Source organism: Aquabacter cavernae (assembly GCF_003993795.1).
GTDB lineage: Bacteria > Pseudomonadota > Alphaproteobacteria > Rhizobiales > Xanthobacteraceae > Aquabacter > Aquabacter cavernae.
Window position 1 is genome coordinate 71,985 of sequence record NZ_RWKV01000003.1, and the last position, 16,013, is coordinate 87,997.

Below are 16,013 nucleotides of genomic sequence, written 5' to 3' on the forward strand. Positions count from 1 at the left end.
TGGATGTGCAAAAAACCATACGCCATTGTGCCGGCCAACTGAAAACAGGCTCCTAGGGAGACGCATCATGCGCGAGATTGGTCATTTCATCGGCGGCAAGAACGTGCCCGGCACGTCCGGCCGCTATTCCGACGTCTGGCAGCCCATGACGGGCGAAGTGGTGGGCCGCGTTGCGCTCGCCTCCGCCGCCGAGATGCGCGCCGCCGTGGAGAACGCCAAGGCCGCCCAGATCGGCTGGGCCGCCACCAACCCGCAGCGCCGCGCCCGCGTGCTCATGAAGTTCCTGGAACTGGTGCAGCGCGACTATGACGCGCTGGCCGAGTTGCTGGCCCGCGAGCACGGCAAGACCATTCCCGACGCGAAGGGCGACATCCAGCGCGGCCTCGAAGTCATCGAGTTCGCCTGCGGCGTGCCGCATCTGCTGAAGGGCGAGTTCACGGACGGCGCCGGTCCCAGCATCGACGTCTATTCCATGCGCCAGCCGCTGGGCGTGGTGGCGGGCATCACCCCGTTCAACTTCCCGGCCATGATCCCCATGTGGAAGTTCGGCCCGGCCATCGCCTGCGGCAATTCCTTCATCCTCAAGCCCTCCGAGCGCGATCCGGGCGTGCCCATGCGCCTTGCGGAGCTGATGATGGAAGCGGGCCTTCCGGCCGGCGTGCTCAATGTGGTGAACGGCGACAAGGTGGCGGTGGACGCCATCCTGGACGATCCGGACATCCAGGCGGTGGGCTTCGTGGGCTCGTCCAACATCGCCCAGTACATCTATTCCCGCGCCGCCGCGACGGGTAAGCGCTGCCAGGGCTTCGGCGGCGCCAAGAACCACATGATCATCATGCCCGACGCGGACATGGATCAGGCGGTGGACGCGCTCATCGGTGCCGGCTACGGCTCGGCGGGCGAGCGCTGCATGGCCATCTCGGTGGCGGTGCCGGTGGGCGAGGCTGCGGCCGAGAAGCTCATCGAGAAGCTGGTGCCCCGCGTGGAGAGCCTCAAGATCGGCCCCTCCACCGACATGACCGCCGATTTCGGCCCCCTCGTCACCCGCGAGGCGCTGGAGCGCGTCACCAATTACGTGGATATCGGCGTCCAGGAAGGCGCCAAGCTGCTGGTGGACGGCCGCGGCTTCAAGCTCCAGGGCTATGAGAACGGCTTCTATCTGGGCGGCTGCCTGTTCGACCATGTGACGCCGGACATGCGCATCTACAAGGAAGAGATCTTCGGGCCGGTCCTCGCCGTGGTGCGCGCCAAGGACTACAAGGAGGCGCTGCGCCTTCCCACCGAGCATGAATATGGCAACGGCGTCGCCATCTACACCCGCGACGGCGATGCCGCCCGCGACTTCGCCTCCAAGGTGAATGTGGGCATGGTGGGCATCAACGTGCCGATCCCGGTTCCGATCGCCTACCACACGTTCGGCGGCTGGAAGCGCTCGGGCTTCGGCGACCTGAACCAACACGGCCCGGACGGCATCCGGTTCTACACCAAGACCAAGACCATCACCTCGCGCTGGCCCTCCGGCGTGAAGGAAGGCGCGGAGTTCGTCATCCCCACCATGGGTTGACGCAAGTTCGCGTGGCCGGGCCGCCCGCAAGGGCGGCGCCGGTGCGCGCGGCTGTCTCTGCGGCGCACGGGGTTTGAGCCGCCGGTTCGGATAAGGATGAGCGGCGCTTAAGCCCAAGGTCGGCGGCTCCCCGCCGGCCGCCTCCTTCCTCCGTCCGATTGGCCCCCCGACATGTTCGAGCTGACCGAAGACCAGCGCGCCGTCCGCGAGATGGCGCAGGATTTCGCCCGCGAGCAGATCGCGCCCCACGCCTTGGAGTGGGACGAGAGCGAGCACTTCCCCATCCCCACCCTGAAGGCCGCCTCCGCGCTCGGCATGGGCGGCATCTATGTGCGCGAGGATTTCGGCGGCTCGGGCCTCGCCCGGCTGGATGCGGCCCTCATCTTCGAGGCGCTGGCCACCGGCTGTCCCGCCACCTCCGCCTATCTGTCCATCCACAACATGGTGGCGTGGATGATCGACAAGTTCGGCGACGACGCGCAGCGCGCGCGCTTCCTGCCGAAGCTGTGCAGCATGGATCTGGTGGGCGCCTATTGCCTCACCGAGCCCGGCTCCGGGTCGGACGCCGCAGCGCTCAAGACCCGGGCCGTGCGCGACGGCGACCATTATGTGCTGGACGGCCAGAAGCAGTTCATCTCCGGCGCCGGATCGGCCGACCTCTATGCGGTGATGGTGCGCACCGGCGGGCCGGGCCCCTCCGGCATCTCCACCGTGCTGGTGGAGGCGGGCACGCCCGGCCTCTCCTTCGGAGCCAATGAGAAGAAGATGGGCTGGAAGGTGCAGCCCACCCGCGCGGTCATCTTCGAGAATTGCCGGGTGCCGGTCGAGAACCGCCTGGGCGCGGAAGGCGACGGGTTCAAGTTCGCCATGGCCGGGCTCGATGGCGGGCGGCTCAACATCGCCGCCTGCTCGCTGGGCGGCGCCCAGTCCGCCTTCGAGAAGGCGCTGACTTACATGGGCGAGCGCAAGGCCTTCGGAAAGGCGCTGAACGAGTTCCAGGCGCTCCAGTTCCGCCTCGCGGACATGGAGACGAGCCTGGAGGTGGCCCGCACCTTCCTGTGGCGCGCCGCCGCCGCTTTGGACCGGGCGGACCCGCAGGCGACGCGCCTGTGCGCCATGGCCAAGCGCCATGTGACGGATGCCGGCTTCGATGTGGCCAACCAGGCGCTCCAGATGCATGGCGGCTACGGCTATCTGGCCGATTACGGGGTCGAGAAGATCGTCCGCGACCTGCGCGTGCACCAGATCCTCGAAGGCACCAACGAGATCATGCGCCTCATCATCTCGCGCGCGCTGGTGGCGCGCGCCAACTGAACCACAACAGATAGGGAGGCCATCATGGCCAGGATCGCATTCATCGGGCTCGGCAATATGGGCGGCCCCATGGCGGGCAATCTCGCCAAGGCCGGCCACACGGTGACGGGCTTCGACCTTTCCCCCGCCGCCCTGGACGCGGCCCGCGCGCGCGGCGTCAGCGTCGCCGCTGACGTTGCCGAGGCGGTCAAGGACGCGGAAGTGGTCATCACCATGCTGCCCAGCGGCAAGCATGTGGTGGCGGCGACGCAGGGCCTGTTCGCGGCGGCGCCCAAGGGCACGCTGTTCATCGACAGCTCCACCATCGACGTGGCCTCCGCCCGTGTCTTCCACGAGGCCGGCAAGACGGCTGGACACGAGACGGTGGATGCGCCGGTGTCCGGCGGCGTGGGCGGCGCGGAGGCGGGAACGCTCACCTTCATGTGCGGCGGCGCCCCCGAGACCTTCGCCAAGGCCGAGCCGCTGCTCGTGCTCATGGGCAAGAAGATCGTCCATTGCGGCGATGCGGGCGCCGGGCAGGCGGCCAAGATCTGCAACAACATGATCCTCGGCATTTCCATGATCGGCGTGTGCGAGGCGTTCGTGCTGGGCGAGAAGCTCGGCCTGTCCCATCAGGCGCTCTATGACGTGGCGTCCACGTCCTCGGGCCAGTGCTGGTCGCTCACCAGCTATTGCCCGGTTCCCGGCCCGCTGCCCGCGAGCCCCGCCAACCGGGGCTATGCGCCGGGCTTTGCCGCCGCCCTCATGCTGAAGGACCTCAAGCTTTCCCAGGAGGCCGCCGGCCAGGCGGGCGCCGCCACCGCGCTCGGCGCCGCGGCGTCCGACCTCTATGCCGCCTTCGAGGCGGACGGGAATGCGGGCAAGGACTTTTCCGGCATCATCGAGTGGATCCGCACCCGCGCGGGCTGATGGCGCCTGCCTGTTCTGAAAAAGAAAAAAGGCCCGGGAGGCTCGCCTCCCGGGCCTTTTTCATGTGGTGCCCCGGAAGGTGGCCTACAGGAAGTAGAGCCAGGTCAGCAGCGCGAAGCAGGGCAGCAGGAACACGCACGACCAGGCCATGTAGCCGAAGAAGCTCGGCATCTTCACGCCCCGGTGCCGGGCGATGGACAGCACCATGAAGTTCGGCGCGTTGCCGATATAGGTCATGGCGCCCATGAACACCGCGCCCGCCGAGATGGCTTCCAGCGTCACCGCCAGGGGGCCCATGAGACGGGCCGGGTCGCCGCCCGCCAGATTGAAGAAGACGAGATAGGTGGGCGCATTGTCCAGGAAGGAGGACAGGGCGCCGGTCAGCCAGAAATACCAGACATTCACCGGTTCTCCGGTCTCGGTGGTGACGAGATCCACCAGCGGGGAGAACGCCCCCGCCGGGCCTGCCCGCAGGATGGCGATGACCGGGATGATGGTGAGGAAGATGGCGGCGAACAGCTTCGCCACCTCCTTGATGGGCTCCCAGTCAAAGCCGTTGCGCTCGCGCACGAGGCGCGGGGTGATGGCCAGCGAGATGAAGGCGATGACGACGAGCAGCACGTCGCGGATCAGCCATTGCAGCTCCACGGTCGTGCCGTAGATGCGGAAGCTGACGCCGGGCTTCCACAGCGCGCTGAACAGGATGGCGCCGATGATGCCGGCGAGTAGCGGGATGTTCTGGAGGCCGCGCACGCCGATGCTCTCGGTGTCCGGGGTCGGGTCCGGGCGGGCCGCGAGACCTTCCTTCGCGTAGAAGTAGCGATCGAGGAAATAGAACACCACCAGCAGGATGGAGGCGATCACCGCCGTATCGTGGAACAAATGGGTGGTGGTCCAGAAGAAGCTGACGCCCTTCAGGAAGCCGAGGAAGAGCGGCGGATCGCCCAGCGGCGTCAGCGAGCCGCCGATGTTCGACACCAGGAAAATGAAGAACACTACGGTGTGCACATTGTAGCGCCGGTTGTCGTTGGCGCGCAGCAGCGGGCGGATCAGCACCATGGAGGCGCCGGTGGTGCCGATCAGGCTCGCGATCACCGTCCCGAAGGCGAGAATGGCCGTATTGGTGGCCGGGCTGCCATGGATGTTGCCCACCACCAGAATGCCGCCGGACACCGTGAACAGTGCAAACAGCAGGATGATGAAGGGGATATATTCCAGCAGTGCCGTATGGACCACCTCATGGGCGGTCAGGTCCGCACCCTGGGTGAGGGCGAAGGGCACCACGAAGGCCAGCCCCCAGAACAGGGCCACCTTGCCGTAATGATGATGCCAGAACCGGCTCGCCAGAAGCGGGAAGAGGGCGATGGACAGGAGCATGCCCGCGAAGGGGAGGGCCCAGAGAACCGAGAGCTCCGCCCCCGCGATGGCAACGGCCCCCGGCACAGCCGCATGGGCGGCAGACACGGTCAGGAGCAGGCCCGACCCGACGGAGGCGCCGAGCCCGGCGCTCCTCATCCATCCATATGTCACCCGGCGGCCCCCATTTCGTGATTTTTCTTTTTGATGGCTGATGGCGCCCCCCCTGGCAAGGCCGGGCGGGCCAAAAGCATGCGCGGCGGTTGACCCGTACGCCGCTTTCTGTCCTAGAGTGCGCCCGGTTCACCGGGATGCGCGCCCGCGCGTCGGGGTGAACCGTGAGCCGCCCTTCGGATTTTTTGAACAGAGGCGGATCTGCCGAAAGCGCTCCATCCCTTCTCGGGACGGCGCCACGGACGATCCATCCCTCGTCCCGGTGCCTTGGGACCCGCACGAGAACCATGACCGCAGACCGCTACAACGCCCGCGACGCCGAGCCCCGGTGGCAGAAGATCTGGCGCGAGCGCGGCATCTTCCGCGCCCGCAACGACGATCCGCGCCCGAAATTCTTCGTGATGGAGATGTTCCCCTATCCGTCGGGACGCATCCATATCGGCCATGGGCGCAATTATGTGATGGGCGACGTGCTGGCCCGCTACAAGAGGATGCGCGGCTTCAACGTGCTGCATCCCATGGGCTGGGACGCCTTCGGCCTTCCTGCGGAGAATGCCGCCATCGAGCGCGGCATCCATCCCAAGGAATGGACCTACCAAAACATCGCCTCCATGAAGGAGCAGCTCCAGCTGCTCGGCCTGTCGCTGGACTGGGACCGCGAGATCGCCACCTGCGACCCGTCCTATTATGCCGAGCAGCAGCGCATCTTCCTGGACTTCCTGGAGGCGGGCCTCGCCTATCGCAAGGAGAGCGAGGTCAATTGGGACCCGGTGGACAATACCGTGCTCGCCAACGAGCAGGTAATCGACGGGCGCGGCTGGCGCTCGGGCGCGGTGGTGGAGCGGCGCAAGCTCTCCCAATGGTTCCTGCGCATCACCGGCTTCGCCCAGGAGCTTCTGGACGCCATTGACGGCCTGGAGCGCTGGCCCGACCGCGTGCGCCTCATGCAGCGCAACTGGATCGGCCGCTCGGAAGGGCTGGAAGTCCTGTTCGAGCTGTCCAAGGCGAGCGCGAAGGCGGCGGGCAGCGAGACCCTGAAGGTCTATACGACGCGCCCCGACACCCTGTTCGGCGCGTCCTTCCTCGCCTTGTCGGCGGACCACCCGCTCGCCCAGACGCTGGCGCGGGACAATGCGGCGCTCGCGAACTTCATTGCCGAGTGCAAGAAGGGCGGCACCTCCGCCGAGATCATCGAGACCCAGGAAAAGCAGGGCTACGATACCGGCCTGACCGTGGTCCATCCTTTGGATCCCACCCAGACGCTGCCGGTGTATGTGGCCAATTTCGTGCTCATGGACTACGGCACGGGCGCCATTTTCGGCTGCCCGGCCCACGACCAGCGCGACCTGGACTTCGCCCGCAAATACCATCTGCCGGTGGTGCCCGTGGTGCTGCCGCCCGACACCGATCCCGGCAGCTTCGCCATCGGCGACGAGGCCTATGACGGCGAGGGCACGCTGTTCAATTCCCGCTTCCTGGACGGAATGAGCATTCCGGACGCCAAGGAGGCGGTGGCCCGCCAGCTGGAGCGCTTCCGCATCGCCGAGGAGCCCCAGGCCGTGCGCCGGGTGAATTTCCGTCTGCGCGACTGGGGCATTTCCCGCCAGCGTTATTGGGGCTGCCCCATCCCGGTCATCCATTGCGCCGCCTGCGGCCCGGTGCCGGTGCCGCGCGACCAGCTTCCCGTGAAGCTGCCGGACGACGTGACCTTCGACCGCCCCGGCAATCCGCTGGACCGCGCCACGGCGTGGCGCGACGTGCCGTGCCCGAAATGCGGTGCGCCGGCGCACCGCGAGACGGACACCATGGACACGTTCGTGGATTCGTCCTGGTACTTCCTGCGCTATGCCAGCGACAACACCGAGCGGCCTCTGGACAAGGGCGCGGTGGCCCATTGGCTGCCGGTGGACCAGTATATCGGCGGCATCGAGCACGCGATCCTGCATCTGCTCTATTCCCGCTTCTTCACGCGGGCGCTGAAGGCGTGCGGCCGGGTGGATGTGACCGAGCCCTTCGCGGGCCTGTTCACCCAGGGCATGATCGTCCACGAGACCTATAAGGACCAGGCCGGCCGCTGGCTGTTCCCGGAGGAGGTGAAGCTCCTGGGCAACGGCAAGGCGGTGAAGGTGGACACGGGCGAGGACGTGGTGGTCGGCCCGCCGGAGAAGATGTCCAAGTCCAAGCGCAACGTGGTGCCGCCGGAAGTGGTGGCGGACACGTACGGCGTGGACTGTGCCCGCTGGTTCATGCTTTCCGACACCCCGCCCGAGCGCGACAGCGAATGGACCCAGGCGGGCATCGAGGGCGCGTGGCGCTTCGTTCAGCGCGTCTGGCGCCTCGTCACCGAGGCGGTGGAACTGGGGGCGCCCGCCGATGCCCCGGCGCCTGCCGCCTTCGGCAAGGAAGCGACCGCGCTGCGCCGCGCCTCCCACGGCCTCGCCGCCACGGTGGCGGATGATGTGGAGCGCCTGCGCTTCAACGTGGCCGTGGCCCATGTGCATGAATTCGCCAATGCGTTCGGGCAGGCCATCGCTGCCGCGCGCGCGGGCGGCACCGGGGACGGGCTCGACTTCGCCCTGCGCGAGGCCGCCGACATCCTGGCGCGGGTGGTGGGCCCCATGGTCCCCCATCTTGCGGAAGAGTGCTGGGGCGTGCTCGGCCATGACGGGCTCGCCGCGGAGGCCGCGTGGCCGGAAGCGGACCCCGCGCTGCTGAAGCGCGACACCATCACGCTGCCCATCCAGATCAACGGCCGCAAGCGCGACGACATTGAGGTGCCGCTGTCCGCCACGCCCGCCGAGGTTGAAGCGGCGGTGCTGGCCCTGGAAAGCATCCAGCGCGCTCTCGACGGGCGCCCGCCGAAGCGTATCATCGTGGTTCCACAGAGGATCGTGAATGTTGTCGCCTGATCGCGCCGCGCCGCTCCCCCGCCTCCGCCTCGCCCGTGTCGCGCTCGTTTTCGCGCTGGCCGGGGCTCTGGGCGGCTGCTTCCAGCCCATGTACGCCACCGGCACGCCGCAGGCGGGGCCGGGGCTGAAGGAGCAGCTGTCCAATATCGAGGTGGTGAAGATCGAGGGCGAACTCGGCAACGAGTTCCGCAACGACCTGATCTTCAATCTCACCGGCGGCGCGGGAAATCCGGCGGGTGCGCCCTACAAGCTCGTGATGAAGGTGAAGTCCACCTCCACCTACGCCATCGTGAACACCTCCTCGGGCCTGCCCGAGGCGAAGGTGGTGCGCGTCTCCAGCGACTGGGTGCTCCTGCGGGCGGGCGAAGAGGCCAAGGGGCCCGTCACCAAGGGTTCGGCGGCCTCCTCCGCCTCCATCGACGTGAGCCAGGAACGCTTCGCCAATTACAGCGCCACGCGCGACGCCGAGAGGCGCGCGGGCGGGACGCTGGCGGAGATGATCAAGGCCCAGCTGGCCGCCTATTTCGTGAAGCAGGCCGGAAGCTGATCCTTGCGGCGGGGCTCTTGGGCCCTGCCGGTCTCCTTGTGTGCTTCGCGTCTTAAAGGACGCATCGAAGCACCTCACCTGTTTGCTTTACCGCGTTTCCTTCCTGCGGATCGCCGTATGCGCCGCTCGGAAACGCCGTCATGGGAGACGAGCGCCATGGTCGCGGTGCGCCCGGCCGATGCCGAGACCGCGCTTACCCGGCGCGACGGCAAGCACCCGGTCATTCTTCTGTTCGGCCCGGACACGGGCCTCGTGCGCGAGCGCGCGAGCGCGGTCGTGAAGCGCGCCGTGCCGGACACGTCCGACCCCTTCGCCGTGGTCCGCCTGGAGGGCGACGAGATCGCCTCCGACCCCCGCCGCCTCATGGACGAGACCCGCACCATCGGCCTGTTCGGCGGGGAGCGGGTGGTGTGGGTGCGCGCCGGCAGCCGCAACATCGTGCCGGCGCTGGAGCCGCTGCTGGCGGAGCCGTGCGCGGCGCTTGTGGTGATCGAGGCGGGCGACCTGAAGCGCGGCGCCCCCTTGCGCGCCTTGTGCGAGGCCAGCAAGGCGGCGCTCGCCATCGCCTGCTATGCGGACGGCGAGCGCGACCTCGCCCGCCTGGTGGACACCATGCTCTCCGAGGCGGGCCTCTCCATCGACCGGGATGCGAAGGATTTGCTGGTGTCGCTGATCGGCGGCGATCGCCTCGCCTCGCGGGGCGAGATCGCGAAGCTCGCTCTGTATGCGCAGGGGCAGGGGCGCATCACGCTGGACGATGTGCGCCTCATCGTGGGCGATGCCTCCGCTCTCGCCCTGGACGATGTGGTGGATGCGGCCCTGGCGGGCAATGCGCCTGCGGCGGCGACCGCCCTCGCCAAGGCGCGCGGGGCGGCGACGCGCGCGGACGCGGTTCTGGGCGCGCTGCTGCGCGGCCTCACCTCCCTGCACCAGATGGCCCTGGCGGTGGAGAACGGCGCCACCATCGAGCGGGTGATCGAGCAGCAGAAGCCGGCGGTTCACTTTTCCCGCAAGCCGCATCTGGACCGGGCGCTGCGCACCTTTTCCGCCGGCCAGTGCATGCGGGCGCTGCTCATGGTGGACGAGGCCATCCTGGCCTGCCGCCGCAACGCGGCTTTGGGCGACGCCGTATGCGAACGCGCCGTGCTCCAGATCGCGGGGCGGCGGAAGGGCTGAGGGCGGGGGCGTCGGCCCCTGTCTCCTAATTCTACCGTGCCTGCCCCCTCCCCATCCCTCCCCCGCAAGCGGGAGAGGGGGCTTAGCGTTGTATCGCCGGGTAAAGCCCTCTCCCGCTTGCGGGGGAGGGTTGGGAGGGGGAAGCGGGGAAGGGGAAACGGCGCCCAGTAATGCCGCGAAATCGAATCCCGCCCGCCCCTACCGCTCCATCCCCAGGAAGTGCCGCCGCTGCTGGAGCATCGCCAGCAGGATCAGGCCGGGAATGCCCGCCAGCGTGGTGATGACGAAGAAGAGCGGCCAGCCTGTCGCCTCCGCCACGAACCCGCCGCCCGACGCGAGGAAAGTGCGGCCCACGGCGGTGAGCGCGGTGAGCAGGGCATATTGGGTGGCCGTGTGCGCCCGCGCCCCGCACAGGGCCGAGAGATAGGCGACGAAGATCACCGTGCCGATGGCGCCGCAGAAATTCTCCACGATGATGGCCCCGGTGAGGAAGGGCACGTTCACGCCGATGAGCGCCTGGGCGGAGAAGACCAGGTTGGACAGCATCTGCAGCACGCCGCCGATCCACAGGCAGGTGACGAGCGGCACCGCCCGCGCCATGACGCCGCCCGCGAACCCGCCCGCCAGGGCCGCCGCGAGGCCCACGCCCTTCACGATGGCCGCATAGGTAGCCTTGTCGAAGCCCACCGCGATGACGAAGGGCGCGGTGAGCACGCCCGCAAAGGCGTCCGCGAACTTGTAGAGCAGCACGAACAAAAGAATGGTCACCGCCTGCGGGCGGGAGAGGAATTCGGCGAAGGCGCCATAGGCGGTGGCGGCGACGCGGCCGAGCGCGCCTTCCCCCGTGCCGTCGCGGGCGGGCGGGGGCTCGGGCTCGCGGGCGAGCAGGGTCGCCAGGATGCCGACGCCCATGAAGGCGGCGGCGGCCACATAGCCCCACATCCAGACCGCGTCGCGGGCGATGCCGGTGGTCTCCACCGTGGCCACGATGGCGATGACGCCCGCCCCCGACACCAGCATGCCGATGCGATAGGCGGCCACATAGCCCGCCATGCCCGCCGCCTGTTCGGACGTGTCCAGACGCTCCACGCGGAAGGCGTCCACCACGATGTCCTGGGTGGCCGAGGCGAAGGCGAGCAACACCGCGCCCAGCGCCACGGCCATCGGCGCGTGGGCGGGGTCCTGGATTCCGAGGAACAGGATGGCCGCGATGAGCGCGAACTGGGTGGCCAGCAGCCAGCCGCGCCGCCGCCCCAGCAGGCGCGAGAGAACCGGCACGTCGATGGCGTCCACCACCGGCGCCCAGAGGAATTTCAGCGTGTAGGGCAGGCCCACCAGCGAGAACAGGCCGATCGTGCCGAGATTGACGCCCGCTTCCGTCATCCAGACCGAGAGCGTGGTGCCGGTGAGCGCCAGCGGCAGGCCGGAGGAGAAGCCCAGCAGGATCACCACCAGCACGCTCGGCCGGAAATAGACGGTGATGGCCTCGAAGCGGGAGACGGGGCGTTCGGTGGCGGGGGCGCTCATGTTCGGGCGAACCTCTCCTTCGGGGCGCGATGATGCCGAAGGCTCGGCGGGCGGATCAGCGGGCGGCTCAGCCCTGGGCGGCCCACAGGCCGCTTTCCACCTTGGACACCGCGATCACGGCCTGGGTGCGGCTTTCCACGCCCAGCTTCTGGAGGATGGCGGACACATGGGCCTTCACGGTCGCCTCGGACACCGACAGCTCATAGGCGATCTGCTTGTTGAGCCGCCCCTCGGACAGCATCATCAGCACCCGCACCTGCTGGGGGGTGAGGGTGGCGAGCCGGGCGATCACCGCGTCGGTTTCCGCATCCTGGCGGCCGGCGAGATTGATGTCGGCGGGCGCCCAGGTGCCGCCCGCCATGACGGCGGCCACCGCGTCGCGCATGCCGGTGGTCGAGAGCGTCTTGGGAATGAAGCCGGAGGCGCCGAGATCGAGGCAGCGGCGGATTACCGCCGGCTCCTCATTGCCGGAGACCACCACCACCGGCACGGCCGCATACTGCGCGCGCAGATAGATGAGGCCGGAAAAGCCGCGCGCGCCGGGCATGGTGAGGTCGAGAAGCACCAGATCGAATTCCGAATCCCGCTCCAGCAGAGCGTGCAATTCGTCGAAGGTGCCCACCTCCAATATCTCGCTGGCGGGATAGCGCGCCGTCACCGCCTCGCGCAGCGCACCCCGGAACAGGGGATGGTCATCGGCGATGACGAGCCGGACGGCATTGGCGACCTCGTCTCCCACGCGCATGCTCCCCCTCGGCGCCAAAGGGTAAGGCGCCCCGCGAATCACCCGCCGCCATTCTTGGGGCCGGGGCGCGACGTGGCAAGCCGCGAATCAGGTCGTGGCGGCGCCGGAAAAGGCAAGGACCACCTCGCGTTCATGTGGCCGCGCGCGGTGCTCCACCAGATAGACCGCCTGCCATGTGCCCAGCAGCGGGCGCCCCTGCGAAACCGGAATGGCAAGCTGAGTGTCCGACAGCAGGGTTCTTATATGGGCGGGCATGTCGTCCGGCCCCTCCAGATCGTGCACCCAGGGGTGGTCGCGCGGCGCCAGCAGGCGCAAGGCGGTGATGAGGTCCGTGCGCACGTCCGGGTCGGCATTTTCCTGGATGGTGAGGGAGGCAGAGGTGTGCCGGCAGAACAGGTAGGCCATGCCCTCGCCCGCCTTGATCTCGGTGAGGAAGGCGCGGACCTCCCGCGTGAGGTCGGTGAAGCCTTCCCCCGGCGTGCGCACCGTGAGGCGGGCCTCGGCGTGGAAATCGATCCGCGCCGTGCGGGCGTGGGTGCGTGTCATCACGGACAAGGGCGCCTCCCTGGGGGCCGTCGCCCTTGACGGCAGGGGCGCGGCGCTTTTCCCTCTGCCACGAACCCGAGGCGAGGCAAATGGATCGCATCACCATCTCCGGCGCGGATTTCGCGGCCGACGCCGTGGCCGCCGACACGCGCATGGTCAATCAGGCCGTCATCCGGGCCCTGTCGGCCATCGCGAACCGCAGCGCCATTCCCCCCGCAATCATGCGCCAGGCGCGGCTGGAGGGGCGCGGGCCCTTCCCCCTGCCGCCGGAAAGCCGCCGCGCCCGGGAAGAGATGATCGAGGGACCGCACGGCCCCATCCTGCTGCGCATCTATTGGCCGGAGGAGGCGCCGAAGGGCGTCTATCTGCATTTCCATGGCGGCGGCTGGTGCATCGGCTCGCCGCGCGAGAATGATTCGGGCAATGACCGCATCGTGGCGCGCACCGGCTATGCGGTGGTCTCCGTGCGCTATCGCCTCGCTCCCGAGCATCCCTATCCCCAGGGACCGGACGATTGCGAGGCGGCGGCCCTGTGGTTGGCGAAGGTGGCGCAGGAGCGCTTCGGCACGGACCGGCTCGTCATCGGCGGCGAATCGGCCGGGGCTTGCCTTGCGGCTGCGGTGCTGGTGCGGCTGCGGGACCGGCACGGCGTGTCCCCGTTCCGCGGCGCCCTGCTCACCGCGGGCTGCTTCGATCTGCGCCTCACCCCCAGTGTGCGGCGGTGGGGCGAGACGCCGCTGGTGCTGAACACCAGGGATATCGAGAATTTCGTCGCCCATTATCTGGCGGGCGGCGGCGGCGTGGAGGATCCGGACGTTTCCCCCCTCCTGGCGGATCTGTCCGGCCTGCCGCCCGCTTTGTTCGCGGTGGGCACGCAGGACCCGTTGCTGGACGATACGCTCTTCATGTCCGCCCGCTGGCTCGCGGCGGGCAATGCGGCCGAACTCATCGTCGCGCCCGGCGGCGCCCATGTGTTCAACCGCTTTCCGGGATCGGCGGCGGACGCCGCCAATGCGCGGGCCGACGCCTTCCTGGATGGATTGTGAGGCGGCTCCATAATTTGCGTTCGAGCGGAAAGCGCTCGAACCCGCGCGGCGCCGCGCTCAGGCGGTAAAGGGCGCGCGGCCGCTGGAGAGGGCGTCGTCCAGAAGCTCGACGCGGTCCTGGCCCCAGAACACCTCGCCCTCCAGCACATAAGAGGGGGCGCCGAACATGCCCGCATCCAGCGCCCGCTGGCGGTTCGCCTCATAGGCGGCGCCGGTCGCCTCCCCCTGGGCGTCCGCGACGATAGCCGCGCCCGGCAGGCCCATCTCATCGATGATGCGGGCCAGTTCCGCCGGGTCGCCAAGATTTTCCTGTCGCTGCCACACCGCCGAATAGAGGCGGGCCAGCAGGCCGTCCACCGGCCCGTGGGCGAGGGCGGCGATCACCGCCCGGTCGGCGGTGGAGGGATCGAACGGCCAGAAGCGCGGGGCCAGATGGAAATCCACGCCGCGCTTCACGCGCCAGCGCTGCAATTCCATCATCCGGTAGCGCTGGCGGGCGGGCGCGCGCTTGGCGAGCGGCAGGCCGCCGGTTTCCGCGAAGACGGGGCCGAGATTGACGGGCACATAGTCAACCTCGACGCCATGCCGCGCCACCACCTCCATGAAGGGGGCGTGGCCGAGGAACGACCAGGGGCTCGCGAAGGAGAAGAAATATTCGATGGTCCGCGACATGCCTTGGGCTCCCTCCGGTTTGCGTCCGTCTTGCGGCAGACTGCGGCGCTGGGCCGAACTCCCATATGCCACATATGAGCCTTGATGGCCTCAGGCCTTGCGCACCCAGCGGCCGTTTTCGTCCTGCTGCCAATAGGTGAGGGCGTGTCCCTCGGCCTTGGCGCGCCGCCATTTCTCCCGCGCCGAGGCCACCTGCTCGTCGTCCCGCCCGTCGAACATATGCACCACACGCTGATAGGGCGCGGCGTCGGCGATGTCCGTGCCGTCCACGAGGAAGCGCACGGTGGCCGCGTTGGGATTGGCCTCGGTGAGGGCGATCAGGATGGGCTGGCGCTCGGGGCGCGGCTGGGCATCGGTGCCGTGGGGCAGGAAGGAGGCGTCGCTATAGGTCCACAAATGGGCATCGAGCGCATCGCGCCGCTCGGGCGTGGCGCATTGGACCACGCAGCGCCAGCCGCGTTCCAGGCTCTTTTCGAGCAGCAGGGGAAGGGCATCCTCCAGGGGGCGCCGCTCCAGATGGTAGAAGAGCATCTCGGTCACGGCGCGCACCGTCGCGGCCCGCCCCGCCCCCGTCAAGGGGCTCAGCGGCCGGGCAGCACCAGGAGCGTGGGCTTTGTGGGCAGGGTCTCGCGCGACAGCATGACGGTGGCCGAGGCGGAACGGGTGACCTCATATTCCTTGCCGAGCCGCCCCAGGAACCGGTCGAGGCCCCATTCGCTGAAATAGTGCATGGGGATGACCAGCGGGGCGTTGATGGCCTTCAGCGTCTCCACCATGCCTTCCACGTCCAGCGTGTAGGAGCCGTCCACCGGCGCCAGCACCACGTCGATGCGGCCCAGCGCCTCCAGATGGTCCGGGGTGAGCAGGTGATGCAGGTGGCCGAGATGGGCGATGCACAGGCCCGACACCTCGAAGACGAACATGGAATTGCCGTCATAGAGGGTGGCCGCGCCGTTGCGGATATTGGTGGGCACGTTGCGCACCCACACATCCTCCACGGTGATTTCGTGCTGCGCCGCGCCGCCGTCCGGGTTCCAGCCGCGCAGCACATAGGCAATGCCGGGGTCGGGATTGTCGGTGTAGTGGGTGTCGTGCGCCCGGTTCATGGTGACCACCAGGGGCACCCCGCGCGGGCGGATATAGTCGTTATAGTCCGTGGCGATGGTGACGCCCTTGGGACTCTCGATGAGGAAGGTGGCGTGGCCGATGAAGGTGAGCGCCACCTGGCCGCCTTCCACCGCCGCATTCTGGAGACCGGCCGGGGCGGCGGCGCGCCACAGCTTCGCCTGTTCCTTCAGCGCCATGGCCGTGCGGAAGGGGGAGGGGGCCTGCGCCACCATGCGCGGGCATTTCTCCGGCTCGGCACGGGCCGTGCCCGGCGCGGCCAGCAGGCCGAGCGCGAGGCTCAGGATCGCCAGGTGACCCGTCCAGCCCATGGGTGCCCCTTTCCTGCGGAGCCCCGTCCGCCCTCGGCCGGCGGGACTTGATCCAACGTCAAGCTGAGTTTCGCCGGGAAGCCTTCGCCGGC

Annotated in this window: 14 protein-coding genes; 7 read left to right on the plus strand and 7 right to left on the minus strand. The window is 68.7% G+C overall.

The features are described from left to right. Positions 1-67: 67 nt before the first annotated feature. The 3 genes from EJJ38_RS02125 to mmsB all read left to right on the plus strand — a co-directional run bounded on the left by EJJ38_RS02125 (position 68) and on the right by mmsB (position 3,787). A complete protein-coding gene (locus EJJ38_RS02125; RefSeq protein ID WP_127088469.1) occupies positions 68-1,564 on the plus strand; it encodes a CoA-acylating methylmalonate-semialdehyde dehydrogenase in 1,497 nt (498 codons plus the stop codon). A 171-nt stretch (positions 1,565-1,735) separates the two neighbouring features. Then, positions 1,736-2,878 carry an isobutyryl-CoA dehydrogenase gene (locus tag EJJ38_RS02130; protein ID WP_127088470.1) on the plus strand — a complete coding sequence of 381 codons (1,143 nt, stop codon included), beginning with the start codon at positions 1,736-1,738 and terminating at the stop codon, positions 2,876-2,878. Between the two features lie 24 nt (positions 2,879-2,902). Further along, positions 2,903-3,787, plus strand: a complete 885-nt coding sequence (gene mmsB / locus EJJ38_RS02135) for a 3-hydroxyisobutyrate dehydrogenase (RefSeq protein WP_127088471.1) — start codon at positions 2,903-2,905, stop codon at positions 3,785-3,787. Between the two features lie 84 nt (positions 3,788-3,871). On the opposite strand, the gene EJJ38_RS02140 is transcribed toward mmsB, so the two are convergent. After that, the gene (locus EJJ38_RS02140; RefSeq protein WP_127088472.1) at positions 3,872-5,302 is read right to left on the minus strand and encodes a sodium:proton antiporter; all 1,431 of its coding nucleotides are present in this window, start codon (positions 5,300-5,302) and stop codon (positions 3,872-3,874) included. Positions 5,303-5,604: 302 nt separating this feature from the next. Here EJJ38_RS02140 and leuS point away from each other — a divergent pair, with 302 nt between their 5' ends. From leuS to holA, 3 genes are all read left to right on the plus strand, one after another. Beyond that, complete coding sequence (leuS, locus tag EJJ38_RS02145) at positions 5,605-8,226, plus strand: leucine--tRNA ligase (RefSeq protein WP_127088473.1); 2,622 nt, start codon at positions 5,605-5,607, stop codon at positions 8,224-8,226. Then, on the plus strand, positions 8,213-8,773 hold the full coding sequence (locus EJJ38_RS02150) for a hypothetical protein (protein ID WP_127088474.1): 561 nt from the start codon (positions 8,213-8,215) through the stop codon (positions 8,771-8,773). Before leuS ends, EJJ38_RS02150 begins: the two co-directional genes overlap by 14 nt. 156 nt (positions 8,774-8,929) lie before the next feature. Next, positions 8,930-9,949 carry a DNA polymerase III subunit delta gene (gene holA, locus EJJ38_RS02155; protein ID WP_127088475.1) on the plus strand — a complete coding sequence of 340 codons (1,020 nt, stop codon included), beginning with the start codon at positions 8,930-8,932 and terminating at the stop codon, positions 9,947-9,949. A gap of 198 nt (positions 9,950-10,147) precedes the next feature. Here the strand turns inward: holA and EJJ38_RS02160 are convergent, their stop codons facing one another. From EJJ38_RS02160 to EJJ38_RS02170, 3 genes are all read right to left on the minus strand, one after another. Continuing rightward, entirely contained in the window at positions 10,148-11,476 is a 1,329-nt protein-coding gene (locus EJJ38_RS02160; protein WP_127088476.1) for an AmpG family muropeptide MFS transporter, read from the minus strand. 67 nt (positions 11,477-11,543) lie between these two features. Continuing rightward, a complete protein-coding gene (locus EJJ38_RS02165; RefSeq protein ID WP_127088477.1) occupies positions 11,544-12,221 on the minus strand; it encodes a response regulator transcription factor in 678 nt (225 codons plus the stop codon). 87 nt (positions 12,222-12,308) lie between these two features. Next, positions 12,309-12,767: a secondary thiamine-phosphate synthase enzyme YjbQ gene (locus EJJ38_RS02170; RefSeq protein WP_127088671.1), complete on the minus strand. Its 459-nt coding sequence runs from the start codon at positions 12,765-12,767 to the stop codon at positions 12,309-12,311. A gap of 89 nt (positions 12,768-12,856) precedes the next feature. Between EJJ38_RS02170 and EJJ38_RS02175 the strand changes: the two genes are divergently transcribed. Next, positions 12,857-13,813, plus strand: a complete 957-nt coding sequence (locus tag EJJ38_RS02175) for an alpha/beta hydrolase (protein WP_127088478.1) — start codon at positions 12,857-12,859, stop codon at positions 13,811-13,813. 57 nt (positions 13,814-13,870) lie between these two features. Here the strand turns inward: EJJ38_RS02175 and EJJ38_RS02180 are convergent, their stop codons facing one another. From EJJ38_RS02180 to EJJ38_RS02190, 3 genes are all read right to left on the minus strand, one after another. After that, positions 13,871-14,485 (minus strand): 2-hydroxychromene-2-carboxylate isomerase, encoded by a 615-nt coding sequence (locus EJJ38_RS02180; protein ID WP_127088479.1) that lies wholly within the window; start codon positions 14,483-14,485, stop codon positions 13,871-13,873. 90 nt (positions 14,486-14,575) lie between these two features. Further along, the gene (locus EJJ38_RS02185) at positions 14,576-15,025 is read right to left on the minus strand and encodes a DNA polymerase III subunit chi (protein ID WP_127088480.1); all 450 of its coding nucleotides are present in this window, start codon (positions 15,023-15,025) and stop codon (positions 14,576-14,578) included. A gap of 41 nt (positions 15,026-15,066) precedes the next feature. Continuing rightward, positions 15,067-15,921 carry an MBL fold metallo-hydrolase gene (locus EJJ38_RS02190; protein WP_127088481.1) on the minus strand — a complete coding sequence of 285 codons (855 nt, stop codon included), beginning with the start codon at positions 15,919-15,921 and terminating at the stop codon, positions 15,067-15,069. Positions 15,922-16,013 lie beyond the last annotated feature (92 nt).